This window comes from Pseudomonas sp. FDAARGOS_761, from assembly GCF_013343155.1.
GTDB lineage: Bacteria > Pseudomonadota > Gammaproteobacteria > Pseudomonadales > Pseudomonadaceae > Pseudomonas > Pseudomonas aeruginosa.
The window spans coordinates 5,929,655-5,945,532 of the sequence record NZ_CP054572.1; the positions used below are offsets into that span (position 1 = coordinate 5,929,655).

The 15,878-nt window shown below is 65.5% G+C and carries 15 protein-coding genes; 10 read left to right on the forward strand and 5 right to left on the reverse strand.

From position 1 onward, the window contains the following. Positions 1-21: 21 nt before the first annotated feature. A complete protein-coding gene (gene algP, locus FOC67_RS27630) occupies positions 22-1,119 on the forward strand; it encodes an alginate regulator AlgP (protein ID WP_009314492.1) in 1,098 nt (365 codons plus the stop codon). Here algP and FOC67_RS27635 read toward each other — a convergent pair. Next, complete coding sequence (locus tag FOC67_RS27635; protein WP_009314491.1) at positions 1,116-1,595, reverse strand: TIGR02444 family protein; 480 nt, start codon at positions 1,593-1,595, stop codon at positions 1,116-1,118. The two genes, algP and FOC67_RS27635, sit on opposite strands and share 4 nt — an antisense overlap. A gap of 45 nt (positions 1,596-1,640) precedes the next feature. On the opposite strand from FOC67_RS27635, the gene FOC67_RS27640 reads away from it, so the two are divergent. The 6 genes from FOC67_RS27640 to FOC67_RS27665 all read left to right on the forward strand — a co-directional run bounded on the left by FOC67_RS27640 (position 1,641) and on the right by FOC67_RS27665 (position 8,314). Further along, positions 1,641-3,557, forward strand: coding sequence for an ATP-binding cassette domain-containing protein (locus tag FOC67_RS27640; RefSeq protein ID WP_009314490.1), 1,917 nt, complete (start codon positions 1,641-1,643; stop codon positions 3,555-3,557). Continuing rightward, positions 3,557-4,135 carry a mechanosensitive ion channel family protein gene (locus FOC67_RS27645; RefSeq protein WP_003123700.1) on the forward strand — a complete coding sequence of 193 codons (579 nt, stop codon included), beginning with the start codon at positions 3,557-3,559 and terminating at the stop codon, positions 4,133-4,135. The genes FOC67_RS27640 and FOC67_RS27645 overlap by 1 nt, the downstream gene beginning before the upstream one ends. Positions 4,136-4,141: 6 nt before the next feature. Continuing rightward, entirely contained in the window at positions 4,142-4,900 is a 759-nt protein-coding gene (locus FOC67_RS27650) for a TerC family protein (protein WP_009314489.1), read from the forward strand. Between the two features lie 229 nt (positions 4,901-5,129). Then, positions 5,130-5,759, forward strand: coding sequence for a LysE family transporter (locus FOC67_RS27655; RefSeq protein ID WP_003096365.1), 630 nt, complete (start codon positions 5,130-5,132; stop codon positions 5,757-5,759). A 104-nt stretch (positions 5,760-5,863) separates the two neighbouring features. Continuing rightward, positions 5,864-7,765, forward strand: a complete 1,902-nt coding sequence (locus FOC67_RS27660; protein ID WP_031627611.1) for a cytochrome c/FTR1 family iron permease — start codon at positions 5,864-5,866, stop codon at positions 7,763-7,765. A gap of 66 nt (positions 7,766-7,831) precedes the next feature. Further along, positions 7,832-8,314, forward strand: coding sequence for a YaiI/YqxD family protein (locus tag FOC67_RS27665; protein ID WP_003136094.1), 483 nt, complete (start codon positions 7,832-7,834; stop codon positions 8,312-8,314). Here FOC67_RS27665 and FOC67_RS27670 read toward each other — a convergent pair. From FOC67_RS27670 to FOC67_RS27680, 3 genes are all read right to left on the reverse strand, one after another. Beyond that, complete coding sequence (locus FOC67_RS27670) at positions 8,299-8,772, reverse strand: thioesterase family protein (protein ID WP_003096359.1); 474 nt, start codon at positions 8,770-8,772, stop codon at positions 8,299-8,301. The two genes, FOC67_RS27665 and FOC67_RS27670, sit on opposite strands and share 16 nt — an antisense overlap. Before the next feature lie 95 nt (positions 8,773-8,867). Beyond that, on the reverse strand, positions 8,868-9,536 hold the full coding sequence (gene elbB / locus FOC67_RS27675) for an isoprenoid biosynthesis glyoxalase ElbB (RefSeq protein ID WP_003096356.1): 669 nt from the start codon (positions 9,534-9,536) through the stop codon (positions 8,868-8,870). Positions 9,537-9,700: 164 nt separating this feature from the next. Continuing rightward, positions 9,701-10,291 (reverse strand): DedA family protein, encoded by a 591-nt coding sequence (locus FOC67_RS27680; protein ID WP_003096354.1) that lies wholly within the window; start codon positions 10,289-10,291, stop codon positions 9,701-9,703. 243 nt (positions 10,292-10,534) lie between these two features. On the opposite strand from FOC67_RS27680, the gene hemB reads away from it, so the two are divergent. After that, positions 10,535-11,548 (forward strand): porphobilinogen synthase, encoded by a 1,014-nt coding sequence (hemB, locus tag FOC67_RS27685; RefSeq protein WP_003096352.1) that lies wholly within the window; start codon positions 10,535-10,537, stop codon positions 11,546-11,548. A gap of 17 nt (positions 11,549-11,565) precedes the next feature. Continuing rightward, the gene (gene ppk1, locus FOC67_RS27690) at positions 11,566-13,776 is read left to right on the forward strand and encodes a polyphosphate kinase 1 (protein ID WP_003096343.1); all 2,211 of its coding nucleotides are present in this window, start codon (positions 11,566-11,568) and stop codon (positions 13,774-13,776) included. Here the strand turns inward: ppk1 and ppx are convergent. Then, a complete protein-coding gene (gene ppx / locus FOC67_RS27695; protein WP_003099207.1) occupies positions 13,763-15,268 on the reverse strand; it encodes an exopolyphosphatase in 1,506 nt (501 codons plus the stop codon). The two genes, ppk1 and ppx, sit on opposite strands and share 14 nt — an antisense overlap. A 198-nt stretch (positions 15,269-15,466) precedes the next feature. On the opposite strand from ppx, the gene trxA reads away from it, so the two are divergent. Next, positions 15,467-15,793 carry a thioredoxin TrxA gene (trxA, locus tag FOC67_RS27700; RefSeq protein ID WP_003096336.1) on the forward strand — a complete coding sequence of 109 codons (327 nt, stop codon included), beginning with the start codon at positions 15,467-15,469 and terminating at the stop codon, positions 15,791-15,793. The last annotated feature ends 85 nt before the right edge of the window (positions 15,794-15,878 follow it).

Sequence of the window (15,878 nt, forward strand, 5' to 3'; positions counted from 1 at the left end):
ACGTCCGCCTGGAGGCACGTCATGTCGGCCAACAAGAAGCCCGTCACCACCCCCTTGCACCTGTTGCAGCAACTTTCCCACAGCCTTGTCGAGCACCTGGAAGGTGCGTGCAAACAAGCGCTGGTCGATTCGGAAAAGCTCCTGGCCAAACTTGAAAAGCAACGTGGCAAAGCCCAGGAAAAACTGCACAAGGCTCGCACCAAGCTGCAGGATGCTGCCAAGGCCGGCAAGACCAAGGCACAGGCCAAGGCGCGCGAGACCATCAGCGACCTGGAAGAAGCGTTGGATACCCTGAAGGCCCGGCAGGCGGACACCCGTACCTACATCGTCGGCCTCAAGCGTGACGTACAGGAAAGCCTCAAGCTGGCGCAGGGTGTCGGCAAGGTGAAGGAAGCTGCTGGCAAGGCTCTGGAGAGCCGCAAGGCGAAACCCGCGACCAAACCTGCTGCGAAGGCGGCAGCCAAGCCTGCGGTGAAAACCGTAGCGGCGAAGCCTGCGGCCAAGCCTGTGGCGAAAACCGCGGCAGCGAAGCCCGCAGCCAAGCCGGCGGCGAAGCCTGCTGCGAAACCGGCGGCCAAGCCCGCGGCGAAAACCGCAGCCGCGAAGCCCGCAGCCAAGCCGGTGGCGAAGCCTGCTGCGAAACCGGCGGCCAAGCCCACGGCGAAAACCGCAGCCGCGAAGCCCGCAGCCAAGCCGGCGGCGAAGCCTGTGGCGAAACCGGCGGCCAAGCCCGCGGCGAAAACCGCAGCCGCGAAGCCCGCAGCCAAGCCGGCGGTGAAGCCTGTGGCGAAACCGGCGGCCAAGCCCGCGGCGAAAACCGCAGCCGCGAAGCCCGCAGCCAAGCCGGCGGCGAAGCCTGTGGCGAAACCGGCGGCCAAGCCTGTGGCGAAACCCGCGGCCGCGAAGCCTGCAGCCAAGCCGGCTGCGAAGCCTGCGGCGAAACCGGTGGCCAAGCCTGCGGCGAAACCCGTAGCCGCGAAACCTGCCGCAGCCAAGCCCGCCACCGCTCCTGCTGCGAAGCCTGCGGCGACTCCCAGCGCCCCGGCAGCCGCCTCCAGCGCTGCTTCGGCAACGCCTGCCGCGGGCAGCAACGGCGCCGCCCCGACCAGCGCCTCCTAAGGCGCTGTCTGCAAAGCCGCCGAGCCAAGCACCAGCAAAGCCCGGCGCTCTGCTTCCGTGCAGATGTCCCGGCTGCAGGCTTGCAGCCAGGCATCCGCATTACGATTCGCCTCCTGGCCCTCCAGCCAGGCTGTGGCCAGGTCGGCCAGGCGTTGCAGGTGTTCCCGTTCCGCTCGTAGTTCCTGGGCCTTCATTTCCTCGCGGAGTTCGGCCAGGCAGGCATCGTGGGTTGCCGCTTCGCGCCAGGCGCAACGCAATCTGCGCAGGGGTTCGATGACCGTTTCGCGCCAGGGGCGCGCGGCGTTCTCCAGGATCTGGGCGCGTTCTTTCGAGCAGCTCACACCGCGCCTGCCAAGCCAGGCGGCGACCAGCAACAGGCAGACGTCCGCACCTTGCTCCTGAAGCGCGAGGCAAGCCGTTTCCACGCCCGGCCGGGCATAGACGTCCACCGCGAATTTCCAGACATTTCCAGTCATACAGCCTCACGCTCCGCAAGGGCGAAACTGATAAACTCCGCCGCCATGATCCGACTCCTCAATCTTACGCTACAGCGCGGGCCGCAGCGCCTCCTGGAAGCTGCTGAACTGACCCTGCACGCCGGCCAGAAAGCCGGTCTCATCGGGGCCAATGGCGCTGGCAAGTCCAGCTTGTTCGCGCTGTTGCGCGGCCAGCTCGGCCAGGATGCTGGCGACTGCCTGTTGCCCGCCGACTGGCGCATCGCGCACATGCGCCAGGAGGTCGATACCCTGGATCGCCTGGCGGTGGATTACGTGCTCGACGGCGACAGTCGCCTGCGCGAGATCCAGGCGGCACTGGCCGCCGCCGAAGCGGCGCACGACGGTTCTGCCCTGGCGCGCCTGCATACCGAACTGGACAACGCCGACGGTTACACCGCCGATGCACGGGCGCGCAAGCTGCTGGCCGGACTCGGCTTCAGCAGCGAGCAGATGGAGCGCCGGGTCGGTGATTTCTCCGGCGGTTGGAGGATGCGCCTGAACCTGGCGCAGGCGCTGATGTGCCCGTCCGACCTGCTGTTGCTCGACGAGCCGACCAACCACCTCGACCTGGACGCCATCCTCTGGCTGGAAGAGTGGCTCAAGGGTTATCCCGGCACTCTGGTGCTGATCTCCCACGACCGCGACTTCCTCGATGCGGTGGTGGACCATGTGGTGCATCTGGAAAACCGCAAGCTGACCCTCTATCGCGGCGGCTATTCCGCTTTCGAGCGGACCCGCGCCGAGCGGCTGGCTCAGCAACAGCAGGCCTACGAGAAACAGCAGGCGCAGCGTGCGCACATGGAAAGCTTCATCGCCCGCTTCAAGGCCAAGGCCACCAAGGCGCGCCAGGCGCAGAGCCGGATCAAGGCGCTGGAGCGTCTCGAGGAACTGGCGCCGGCACATGTCGATTCGCCGTTCAATTTCAGTTTCCGCGAGTCGGACAAGATCTCCCGGCCGTTGCTGGATCTCGGCGAAGGCCGTCTCGGCTATGGCGACAAGGCGGTGCTGGAGAAGGTCAAGCTGCAACTGGTGCCCGGTGCGCGGATCGGCCTGCTCGGTCCCAACGGTGCCGGCAAGTCGACCCTGATCAAGACCCTGGCCGGGGACCTGCCCGAATTGGGCGGCCGCCTGCTGCGCGGCGAGAACCTGGCCATCGGATACTTCGCCCAGCACCAGCTCGATTCGCTGGACCCACAGGCCAGCCCGTTGCTGCATCTGCAGCGTATCGCCCCCGGCGAGCGCGAACAGACCCTCAAGGACTTCCTTGGCGGCTTCGACTTCCGCGGCGTTCGGGTGGACGAGCCGGTATTGAACTTCTCCGGTGGTGAGAAAGCGCGCCTGGCCCTGGCGCTGATCGCCTGGCAGAAGCCCAACCTGCTGCTGCTCGACGAGCCGACCAACCACCTCGACCTGGAAATGCGCCTGGCCCTGACCTTGGCTCTACAGGAGTTTTCCGGGGCGGTCCTGGTGGTTTCCCACGACCGGCACCTGCTCAAAAGCACCACCGACGAATTCCTCCTGGTCGCCGATGGGCGCGTGGTGCCGTTCGATGGCGATCTCGACGATTACGCCCGCTGGCTGGTCGACTATCGCGCGCGCAAGGCGCCGCAGGCCGAGACTGCGCCGGGCGCGCCGTCCGAACGCACCGACAAGCGCGCCCAGCGCCAGGCAGCGGCCGCGCTGCGCCAGCAGCTGGCGCCGCACAAGCGCGAGGCCGACAAGCTGGAGCGCGAACTCGGCGGCCTGCACGAAAAGCTAGCCGCTATCGAGGCGCGGCTGGGCGACAGCGCCCTGTACGACGTATCGCGAAAGGACGAATTGCGCGAGTTGCTGTCCGAACAATCGAGCCTGAAGGTTCGCGAAGGCGAGCTGGAGGAACGTTGGCTGGAGGCCCTGGAAACCCTCGAAGCCTTGCAGAAAGAACTGGAGGCCAGTGAGTGATGGATAACCTGCAGATGTTGACGCAGACCTGGAGCGGGCCGTTGGTGGTGGCGCTGCAGATCCTGCTCATCCTGCTGGTCGCCTGGCTGCTCCAGCGCCTGGTCCGACGCACGGTGACCCGTATCGGCGAGCGTTATCCGGTGCCGCCGGAGCTGCTCCTGCCGCTGCGTGGCGGCCTGCGCTGGCTGATCATGGTCAGCGCACTGATCATGGTGCTGGAGCGCCTGGGCGTGTCCGCCGAAGTGCTGTGGACCGCGCTGACCGGTTTCGCCGCGGTGGCGGCGGTAGCCTTCTTCGCCATCTGGAGCGTGCTCTCCAACCTGTTCTGTGCGTTGCTGATCTTCACCGTCGGGCCGTTCCGCATCGGCGACCGCGTGGAGCTGATCGATAGCGCCGACAAACCGGGCGTCACCGGACGCGTGGTTGCCATCAATCTCTTGTATACGACACTGGAAGAAACCCTCGAGGATGGCTCGCCGGGCCCGCTGCTGCAGGTTCCCAACAGCCTGTTCTTCCAGAAAGCCGTGCGTCGCTGGCGTGGGCCAGGTTTTTCAACTCCAACAAAAAACGGGAAATAACCATCTATGGAATGGCTCGCCAGTCCTGAAATCTGGGTCGCGTTCCTGACCCTGACCGCCCTGGAAATCGTCCTCGGCATCGACAACATCATCTTCATCTCGATCCTGGTCGGGCGCCTGCCGCCGGCCCAGCAACCGAGGGCGCGCTTCTTCGGCCTGGCCCTGGCCATGGGCACGCGGATCCTGCTGTTGCTCTCGATCACCTGGGTCATGCGCCTGACCACCGACCTGTTCCACCTGTTCGGCCAGGGCATCTCCGGGCGTGACCTGATCCTCTTCTTCGGCGGCCTGTTCCTGCTGTTCAAGAGCACCATGGAGATCTACCACAGCCTGGAAGGCGCGGAAGAAGAGCAGAAGAGCGGCGGCAAGGCCCACGGCTTCATGGGCATCATCGTCCAGATCGCGATCATCGACATCATCTTCTCCCTGGACTCGGTGATCACCGCCGTCGGTCTGGTGCAGAACGTGCCGGTGATGGTCGCGGCGATCGTCATCTCGGTCGGCGTGATGATGCTGGCGGCAGGCACCATCAGCGACTTCATCGAGAAACACCCATCGCTGAAGATGCTCGCCCTGTCGTTCCTCATCGTGGTCGGCACCGTGCTGGTGGCCGAGTCCTTCGAAGTGCACGTGCCGAAAGGCTACGTCTACTTCGCCATGGCCTTCTCCCTGGCGGTGGAGGCGCTGAACATCCGCTTGCGCGGGGCCATGGCGCGCAAGCGCGGCGAAGAGCCGGTGAAGCTGCGCAAGGGTTCGCCGGACTGAGAGCGTTCGGGGCCAGGGCGAATAGCCGCATCGCGGTGGTCCGCCCAACATGGCTGAGCGCGTATCCTCGGGAAAGCCCGGCATCTGCCGGGTTTTTTCTGTCGGCCAGGTTGCGCCCGCAAAGGTTGGGCGAGGCGCGTGGTCGGAAAACCTGTGCGGCTGCTCCGCCTTGGTGCACACTGGCTTTTTCGTTCCCGCCGCCAGCCGCGTTCGCTTTCCGAGGTGTGCAATGCTCGTCAGTACCTGGTTCGCCTTCTTTCTCGCCTGCTGGGCCATCAGCCTGTCGCCGGGCGCCGGAGCCATCGCCTCGATGTCCTGCGGGTTGCAGTACGGCTTTGCGCGAGGCTACTGGAACGCGCTGGGCCTGCAGATCGGCCTGGCCCTGCAGATCGCCATCGTCGCCGCCGGCGTCGGTGCGTTGCTGGCGACCTCGGCACTGGCTTTCAGCCTGATCAAGTGGTTCGGCGTGGCCTACCTGGTGTACCTGGCGGTGCGCCAGTGGCAGGCGCCGCCACAGGCCTTGAGCACCGATGGCGAACGGCCTCTGGGGCGACCGTTGACCCTGGTGCTGCGTGGTTTCCTGGTCAACGCCAGCAATCCCAAGGCGGTGATCTTCATGCTCGCGGTGCTGCCGCAGTTCATCGACCCGCACCAGCCGCTGCTGGCGCAGTACCTGATCATGGGCGGCACCATGATCGTCGTCGACCTGATCGTCATGGCCGGCTACACCGGACTGGCTGCGCGCGTGCTACGCGTACTGCGTTCGCCGCGCCAGCAGAAGCTGGTGAACCGTACCTTCGCCAGCCTGTTCGTCGGCGCCGCGGGGCTGCTGGCGACGGTGCGCCGAGCGCCGCTCTGAGCCGACCGACACGCCGACGGGCGTGATTGTTACAGAGTATTTCTTGCATGGGCGGGAAGGCGAAGGGACAATTTAATCTCTTCCATTCTCACTTCGTCTTCGCCATGCACCCTCCGAAAATCCTGCTGTGGCTGCTGCCGCTGGTCTGCGCGTTCAGCCTTGGAGCTATTGCCGACACGGCCGTCGACCCCTCCCAAGCCTTGCATCTGTTGAGTTACCTGGCGGCCGACTATCCGCCGACCGTGGCTGACGGCAAGATCGTCGACCCCAGCGAATACCAGGAACAGGTGGAGTTCGTTGGCAACCTGCAGGCATTGGTCCTGACCCTGCCGATGCGCCCCGAGCGCGCCGAGCTGGAGAGGGGGGTCGCCAGCCTGCGCCAGGCCATCGAGCAGCGCTTGCCGGGAAGGGACGTGGCCCTCCAGGCGCGCAACCTCGAGGCACGGGTGGCGGATATCTACCAGGTGGTGCAGACCCCCGCGATCACCCCCGACCCGAGCCGCGCAGCGCCGATCTATGCCCAGCAGTGCGCGATCTGCCATGGCGATGCGGGCAAGGGCGACGGCCCCGCCGGCATCGGCCTGGAACCGCCGCCGGCGAACCTCACCGATCGCCAGCGCCTCGACCACCTGAGCCTCTACGACCTGCGTAACGTCATTGGCCTGGGCGTGGCCGGCACCGACATGACGGCGTTCGCCGACCAGCTCGACGAACGCCAGCGCTGGGACCTGGCCAGCTATGTGGCCGGCCTGAGCGCCGGCAGTGCGCAGCCGGACAAGGCCCATGCCTACCCGCTGGCGACCCTGGCCACGCAGACTCCGGCCGAAGTCGCCGAGCACGACGGCGAGGCCGCTGCGGAGAGCTTCCGCGCCTTGCGTGCGCATCCGCCGCTGGAGCAGCGCGGTCCTGGGCAATTGATCGACTATACCGCCGCCACCCTGGACAAGAGCTTCGCGGTCTATCGCGAAGGCGACCGCGACCAGGCCTACGACCTGTCGGTGGCGGCCTACCTGGAAGGCTTCGAGCTGGTGGAAAGCTCGCTGGACAACGTCGACGCCGATTTGCGCCGCTCCACCGAGAAGCAGCTGATGGCCTACCGCCAGGCGTTGCGCGATGGCCTCCCGGAAACCCAGGTGGCGCAACAGCTGGAGCTGGCCAAGGGCAAGCTGGCAGAGGCCGCCAAGCAGCTTGGCGGCGACTCGCTGAGTTTCTCCATCAGTTTCGTTTCCGCCCTGTTGATCCTGTTGCGCGAAGGGGTAGAGGCAATCCTGGTGCTTGCCGCCATCCTCGCCTTCCTGCGCAATACCGGGCAGGAAAGCGCCGTGCGTGGCGTGCACGTCGGCTGGGGGCTGGCCTTCGTCGCCGGCTTCGCCACCTGGGCGTTGGCCGCCTATGTGATCGATATCGGCGGTGCCCAGCGCGAGCTGATGGAGGGCTTCACCTCGCTGTTCGCCTGCGTGATGGTGCTCTGGCTCGGCGTCTGGATGCACGACCGCCGCCACGCGGCAGCCTGGCAGGACTACATCCGCAGCAGCCTGGTGGGCGGTGGTGGACGCTTCGGCTTCGCAGTGCTGGCGTTCTTCTCGGTCTACCGCGAGTTGTTCGAGGTCATCCTGTTCTACGAAACCCTCTGGTTGCAGGCCGGACCGGCCGGGCACAATGCCGTGATCGGCGGTGCGGCGACCGCCGTGGTCCTGCTGATCGGCCTGGCCTGGGTGATCCTGCGTGGCTCGGCGAAACTGCCGCTGGGGTTGTTCTTCAGCATCAACGCGGCGTTGCTCTGTGCGCTCTCGGCGGTGTTCGCCGGACATGGCGTCATCGCCTTGCAGGAAGCCGGGGTGATCGGCACCCGTCCGGTGCCGTTCTTCGACTTCGACTGGCTGGGGATCAAGGCCGACGCCTATTCGCTGTCGGCCCAGGCCATGGCGCTGGTGGCCATCGCGCTGCTCTACGGACGTAGCCGGATCGTCGAGCGCCGGCGTGCGGCGGCCAACGCGGCCGACTGAGCGGGTTCGCGCAACCACGACGGCCAGTGCGATACTGGCCGTCGTCATTTCTACGGAAGTCCGTTCATGCGTATCTGGATCGATGCCGACGCCTGCCCCAAGGCGGCCAAGGAACTGGTCTGCAAGTTCGCCCTCAAGCGCAAGCTGGAAGTCTGGATGGTCGCCGGCCAGCCGCAGGTCAAGCCGCCGTTCGCCTGCGTGCGTCTGGTGGTGGTGGAAAGCGGGATGGATGCGGCTGACGATTACCTGGTGGAGCAGGCCGAGCCGGGCGACCTGGCGATCTGCAGCGACGTACCGCTGGCCGATCGGCTGATCAAGAAACAGGTTGCCGCCCTCGATCCTCGCGGCCGCGAGTTCGACGCGCGGAACATGGGCGATAAGCTGGCCATGCGCAACCTGATGGCCGACCTGCGTGACCAGGGGCAGATGGGCGGCGGCCAGGCGCCCTACGCTGAGCGTGACCGCCAGGCGTTCGCCAACGCTCTGGACCGCCTGCTCACCCGCCTGCAGCGGGAAGCCGATCTACGCGCGAGTCAGCCGCACAGATAGGTACCGGTACCGACGGCGACCAGCGTGCCGTCGTCGCTATGCAGTTCCGAGCGCACCACTGCGACCTTGTTGCCCGAGCGAAGCGGCACCGCATGGGCGGTGAACGTCCGGCCGCGTCCCGGGCGCAGGTAGTCGACGCGCAAGTCGATGGTGCCGAGCTTCGACAGCCGCGCCATGCGCTCGTGGCCTGGCAGTTCGCGATGCCGTTCGAGGGCGCCGATCAGGGCCATCGCACCGCCGGTGACGTCGAGCAGGCTGGAGATCACCCCGCCGTGGAGTATGCCCTGGACGAAGTTGCCGATCAGTTCGTCCTTCATCGGCAGGTCGAGGACTACCCGCTCGCGGCCCAGGCTCGCCACGCGGATCCCGAGCATGCGGTTGAAGGGGATGCGCTGGAAGAAATCCGCCACCAGTTGGTGGACGTCGTCAGGCAGGGCGGGGGAGGGCGTTTCGCTCATCGCGGCGTCTCGATTCGATGGTTTCGAGACGCACGCTGGCGTAGCGGCACGGATTTGAAAAGGGCGGCGGCGCGACCGCCCTCGTGCTTGGCCGATCAGGCCTTGTCCTGGTCCACCAGTTCGAGCACCCGGTCGACCAGCTTGTTGATCCCGGAAGCGGCTTCGGCGATCGACTGGGCGAGCATGTAGGCCGGGGTGGTCACCAGCTTGCGCGCGCTGTCTTCGACGATCTCGTCCACCGGCGCGTCGATGTGCTCGGCACCCATCTGCTTCAGCGAGTCGGCGGTGTCGGCGTCGTTGCCGATGGTGCATTGGACGCCGGCGCCGTAGATCTTCGCCGCCATCGCCGGAGCGATGCAGATCAGCCCGACTGGCTTGCCGGCTTCGGCGAAAGCCTTGGCCAGCGCCAGCACGTCCGGCTGCACCTGGCATTGTGCGCCGTTGATGGCAAAGTCGCTGAGGTTCTTCGCAGCGCCGAAGCCACCGGGCACGATCAGCGCGTCGTAGTCCTCGGCGCGGGCTTCGCGCAGGTCCTTGACTTCGCCGCGGGCGATACGCGCGGACTCGACCAGGACATTGCGGCTTTCCGGCATTTCCTCGCCGGTCAGGTGGTTGACCACATGGTGCTGGGCGATGTTCGGCGCGAAGCATTGTGCCTCGGCGCCGCGCTGGCTGAGGCGGAGCAGGGTGATCACGCTTTCGTGGATTTCCGCGCCATCGTAGACGCCACAACCGGAGAGGATGACGGCAACTTTCTTGTGCATGAGGCTTACTCCTTGGGAACGCAGGATCCGGACCGGACGGGCCTGGCCGGGGTCGGTATCGCGCAAGCATAGCGAGCCGCCGGCCCCGGCGGCCAGCCGGAGCGGAGGGTACAAGGAGTTGGAGTGTGCGAAGGGGCCGGCTGTTCAGTCGCGCCGGCGCGGGTTCACTCGGATTTGTCGGCGTTGCCGCCCGCGCCGTTGCCGCGCGGTGTCTTGAAACGCCGCCATAGCCAGAGCAGCAGGCCCAGCACGATCAGGCCGCCGAGGACCATGAGTTCGTATTTCTTGATGTTGCCGAGCATGCCTTCCAGTACGCTGCCGAAATAGTAGGCGGCGGAGCCCAGCGCGGCGGCCCAGACGATGGCGCCGATGCCGTTGAGAAGAAGATAGCGGGCCGGTGGATAGCCGGACAGGCCGATGGCCACCGGCATCACCGTACGCAGGCCGTAGACGAAGCGGAAACTCAGCACCCACAGGTCAGGATGGCGGCGCACATGGTCCAGCGCCTTGTCGCCGAGCTTCTGCCAGCGCGGCTTGCGCGCCAGCAACCGGCGGCCGTGGCGGCGTCCGAGGAAGTACCAGAGTTGGTCACCGGCGTAGCTGCCGAGGAAGGCGGTGAGAATCACGGTATCCAGCTGCATGTAGCCGCGGAAGGCAAGGAACCCGGCCAGCACGAGAATGGTTTCGCCCTCGAAGAAAGTACCGAGAAAAAGGGCGAAATAGCCGAAGTCCTGCAGGAATTGTTGGAGCATCATCGGGGCAGCGAAGCGAAATGAACGCGCAGCCTAACTCGGTTGAGGGCGTGGGGAAAGCGCGATCGTCACGGCCCAGGTCATTGATTGTGCAATGAATGGCCTTTGCCGCTGGCTTTTTGCGATGATTGGCGGTGCGGCAGGATGCCGCGACCTTGAGTCACTGTCGTCGCTTGTTGCCAATCCGTCATAATCAGGGACTATAACTGTCACACTGTGCCCGTTATCTGGGCCCTGGAGTAAACCGTGAGCTTCACTCCCGCCAACCGCGCCTATCCCTACACCCGCCTGCGGCGCAATCGCCGCGATGACTTCTCCCGCCGCCTGGTCCGCGAGAATGTCCTCACCGTCGACGACCTGATCCTGCCGGTGTTCGTCCTCGATGGGGTCAACCAGCGTGAAAGCATTCCGTCGATGCCCGGCGTCGAGCGCCTGTCCATCGACCAGTTGCTGATCGAGGCGGAAGAGTGGGTGGCCCTGGGCATTCCGGCGCTGGCGCTGTTCCCGGTGACCCCGGTGGAGAAGAAGTCCCTGGACGCCGCCGAGGCATACAACCCGGAAGGCATCGCCCAGCGCGCCACCCGCGCCCTGCGCGAGCGCTTTCCGGAGCTGGGCATCATCACCGACGTGGCGCTCGACCCGTTCACCACCCATGGCCAGGACGGCATCCTGGATGACGATGGTTACGTCCTCAACGACGTCAGCATCGACGTGCTGGTACGGCAGGCGCTGTCCCACGCCGAGGCCGGCGCCCAGGTGGTAGCGCCCTCGGACATGATGGACGGTCGCATCGGTGCGATCCGCGAGGCCCTGGAGTCTGCCGGTCACACCAATGTGCGGATCATGGCCTACTCGGCCAAGTACGCCAGCGCCTACTACGGTCCGTTCCGCGATGCGGTCGGCTCGGCTTCGAACCTCGGCAAGGGCAACAAGGCCACCTACCAGATGGATCCGGCGAACAGCGACGAGGCACTTCACGAAGTGGCCGCCGACCTGGCCGAAGGCGCCGACATGGTGATGGTCAAGCCGGGCATGCCCTACCTCGACATCGTGCGTCGGGTGAAGGATGAATTCCGCGCCCCGACCTTTGTCTACCAGGTCAGCGGCGAGTATGCGATGCACATGGGCGCCATCCAGAACGGCTGGCTGGCCGAATCGGTGATCCTCGAATCCCTTACCGCCTTCAAACGTGCCGGCGCCGATGGCATTCTGACCTACTTCGCCAAGCAGGCCGCAGAACAATTAAGACGGGGGCGTTGACCCCCTCGGGAAGATGAATGAATACGCAGCAAGGACTTGATGAGATCGAACGTATCGCCGCCGACGAAACCGTAGTGGCGAACGTGGAAAGCGAAGCAGAAGTGAAGATGGCCGAAACGATCCCGGTGGAAACGCCACCTGCGGTGGTTCCCAGCGTGGATGACAGCAGCCTGTACATTCATCGCGAGCTCTCCCAGTTGCAGTTCAACATCCGCGTGCTGGAACAGGCGCTGGACGAGTCCTACCCGCTCCTGGAGCGGCTGAAGTTCCTCCTCATCTTCTCGAGCAACCTCGACGAGTTCTTCGAGATCCGCATCGCCGGCCTGAAGAAGCAGATCACCTTCGCCCGCGAGCAGGCCGGCGCCGACGGCCTGCTGCCGCACCAGGCCCTGGCGCGGATCAGCGAGCTGGTCCACGAGCAGGTATCGCGGCAGTACCGGATCCTCAACGAGACCCTGTTGCCGGAGCTGGCCAAGCACCAGATCCGCTTCATCCGCCGGCGTCACTGGACGCTGAAGATCAAGACCTGGGTGCGGCGCTTCTTCCGCGACGAGATCGCGCCGATCATCACCCCGATCGGCCTCGACCCGACCCACCCGTTCCCGCTGCTGGTGAACAAGAGCCTCAACTTCATCGTCGAGCTGGAGGGGATGGATGCCTTCGGCCGCGACTCCGGCCTGGCGATCATCCCGGCGCCGCGCCTGCTGCCACGGATCATCAAGCTGCCGGAAGACGTTGGCGGCGAGGGCGACAACTACGTGTTCCTGTCGTCGATGATCCACGCCCACGCCGACGACCTGTTCCCCGGCATGAAGGTGAAGGGCTGCTACCAGTTCCGCCTGACCCGCAACGCCGACCTGTCGGTGGACACCGAGGATGTCGAGGACCTGGCCCGCGCGCTGCGCGGCGAGCTGTTCTCGCGTCGCTACGGGGACGCGGTACGCCTGGAGGTGGTGGATACCTGCCCGCAGAACCTGACCAACTACCTGCTCAAGCAGTTCGGCCTGTCCGAAAGCGAGTTGTACAAGGTCAGCGGCCCGGTCAACCTGACCCGCCTGTTCAGCGTCACCGGCCTGGAAAGCCATCCGGAGCTGCAGTACCCGCCCTTCACCCCGGCGATCCCGCGTCTTTTGCAGAAGAAGGAAAACCTCTTCAACGTCCTCAGCAAGCTCGACGTGCTGCTGATGCACCCGTTCGAGTCCTTCACCCCGGTGATCGACCTGCTGCGCCAGGCCGCCAAGGATCCGAACGTGCTGGCGATCAAGCAGACCCTGTACCGCAGCGGTGCCAACTCTGAGATCGTCGACGCCCTGGTCGAGGCGGCACGCAACGGCAAGGAGGTCACCGCGGTGATCGAGCTGCGCGCCCGCTTCGACGAAGAGTCCAACCTGCAACTGGCCAGCCGCCTGCAACAGGCCGGCGCGGTAGTGATCTACGGCGTGGTCGGCTTCAAGACCCACGCCAAGATGATGCTGATCCTCCGTCGCGAGGACGGCGAACTGCGCCGCTACGCGCACCTGGGCACCGGCAACTACCATGCCGGCAACGCTCGCCTGTACACCGACTACAGCCTGCTGACCGCCGACGTGGCGCTCTGCGAGGACCTGCACAAGCTGTTCAACCAACTGATCGGGATGGGCAAGACGCTGCGCATGAAGAAGCTGTTGCATGCGCCGTTCACCCTGAAGAAGAACCTGCTGGAAATGATCAACCGCGAGGCGGCCCAGGCGGCGCTCGGCCAGCCGGCGCACATCATGGCCAAGGTCAACTCGCTGACCGATCCGAAGGTCATCCGCGCCCTGTACAAGGCCAGCCAGGCCGGGGTCAGGATCGACCTGGTGGTGCGTGGCATGTGCTGCCTGCGGCCAGGCATCCCGGGGGTCTCGCACAATATCCACGTGCGCTCGATCATCGGACGCTTCCTCGAGCACAGCCGCATCTACTACTTCCTCAACGGCGGCGACGAGAAGCTCTATCTCTCCAGCGCCGACTGGATGGAGCGCAACCTCGACATGCGCGTCGAGACCTGCTTCCCGGTGGAAGGCAAGAAGCTGGTGCAGCGGGTCAAGAAGGAACTGGAAACGTACCTGACCGACAACACCCAGGCCTGGGTGTTGCAGGCCGACGGTAGCTACCAGCGGCTCAGCCCCACCGGTAACCAGAACCCCCGCAATACCCAGGCGACCCTGCTGGAGAAGCTGGCCGCGCCGGTGCTTACCGCACGTTGAGGCTGTAGCCGACCCGCTTGAGCCATTCGGCTTCCTGGGCGAAGTCGGCCTGGGTCAGCGGGTTGGCTTCCAGCCAGCCCTCGGGGAAGGTCACCGAAAGGCTCTTGGGCTCTGCCTTCAGGCGCACCGAGGGCATTTCCTGGGTGCCGCGAATGTGGTGGAAGAGGATCGCGAAGCGCAGCACGATGCACAGGCGCACCAACTTGTCGCCTTCCGCGGCGAACTCCGCCAGCTTATCCGCCGGAATGTTGCGGCGGTGGCCGCGTACCAGTAGCGACAGCATCTGCTGGTCCTGGCGCGAGAAGCCAGCCAGGTCGGAGTGCTCGATCAGGTAGGCGCCGTGCTTGTGGTAGTGGTAATGGGCGATGTCCAGGCCGATCTCGTGGACCCGTGCGCCCCAGCTCAGCAGGTCGCGGTGCAGTTCGTCGTTCAGCTCCCAGGCGTCGCCGACTTCGGCAAGCACCTTGAGGGCCTTGGCCTCCACCCGCGAAGCCTGCTCCGGATCGACGTGGTAGCGCTGCATCAGCGAACTGATGGTGCGTTCGCGCACGTCCTCGTGCTGGTGACGGCCGACCAGGTCGTAGAGAACGCCTTCGCGCAGGGCGCCCTCGGAGTGAACCATCTGTTCCAGTTCCAGCGCGTCGAAGATCGCTTCGAGAATGGCCAGTCCGGCCGGGAAGATGGTCCGGCGGTCCGGCTTGATCCCTTCCAGATCGAGCTTCTCCACGTCGCCGAGCTTGAGCACCTTGCGCTTCAGCCAGGCCAGTCCGTCCGGGCTGATCTCGCCGTTGCCGTGGCCGCCGGCCTTGATCGCCAGCGCCACTGCGCGGATGGTGCCGGAGGCGCCGACCGCCTGTTGCCAGCCGAGGCGCCGCAGGCTGTTCTCGATGCCCATCAGTTCCAGGCGTGCGGCGGTGTACGCCTGGGCGTAGCGGGCCGGGGTGATCTTGCCGTCGCGGAAGTAGCGTTGGGTGTAGCTGACGCAACCCATCTGCAGGCTTTCCCGCAGCTCGGACTCGAAACCCTGGCCGATGATGAACTCGGTGCTGCCGCCGCCGATGTCGCTGACCAGCCGGCGACCGCCGCTGTCGGGCATGCTGTTGGCGACGCCGAGGTAGATCAGGCGGGCTTCCTCGCGGCCGGAGATGACTTCCACGGGATGGCCGAGAACCTCTTCCGCACGACGGATGAAATCGCTGCGGTTGCGCGCCTCGCGCAAGGCGTTGGTCGCGACCACGCGTACGGAACCCTGGGGCATGCCGCTGATGAACTGGGCGAAGCGGCGCAGGCAGTCGAGGCCGCGCTGGGTGGCCTCCTCGCTGAGATTGCGCTCCTCGTCGAGGCCGGCGGCCAGTTGGACCTTCTCGCCCAGCCGTTCGAGGATGCGGACTTCGCCGTGGATATTGGCCTTGGCCAGACAGAGGTGGAAACTGTTGGAACCCAGGTCCAGGGCGGCAATCAGCGGGAATGCCTCGGCAGGTTTTTGCGGCATGCTTTGCAAGTCCATTGGAAAACTGCGCCATCCTGCCACGATAGGGCGAGGGTCGCCAATGCGGCAGCCGATCAATCGGGAATCAGCCGACCAACGATAGAGACTCTCAATCGGCTGCGCCTTCCGGCGAGGGTCAAGGCGGGATATGATGGTCGGCACTTTCGCGTTTCAATTCGCGTCCGACTACGGAGAGATTTCATGAGCGAACATATCGTCAACGTTACTGATGCCAGCTTCGAGCAGGACGTGCTGAAGGCCGACGGCCCTGTGCTGGTGGACTACTGGGCCGAGTGGTGCGGTCCGTGCAAGATGATCGCGCCGGTGCTGGACGAAGTCGCCAGGGACTATCAGGGCAAGCTGAAGGTCTGCAAGCTGAACATCGACGAGAACCAGGACACCCCGCCGAAGTACGGCGTGCGTGGCATCCCTACCCTGATGCTGTTCAAGGACGGCAATGTCGAGGCGACCAAGGTCGGCGCACTGTCCAAGTCGCAGCTGGCGGCCTTCCTCGACGCCAATATCTGAGCCGGGCCCAGGCCTCGCTGGAAAGCCCCGCGATTCGCGGGGCTTTTTTTTGCGTTTCTATAGACGCCACGCGGCCACGGTGTTA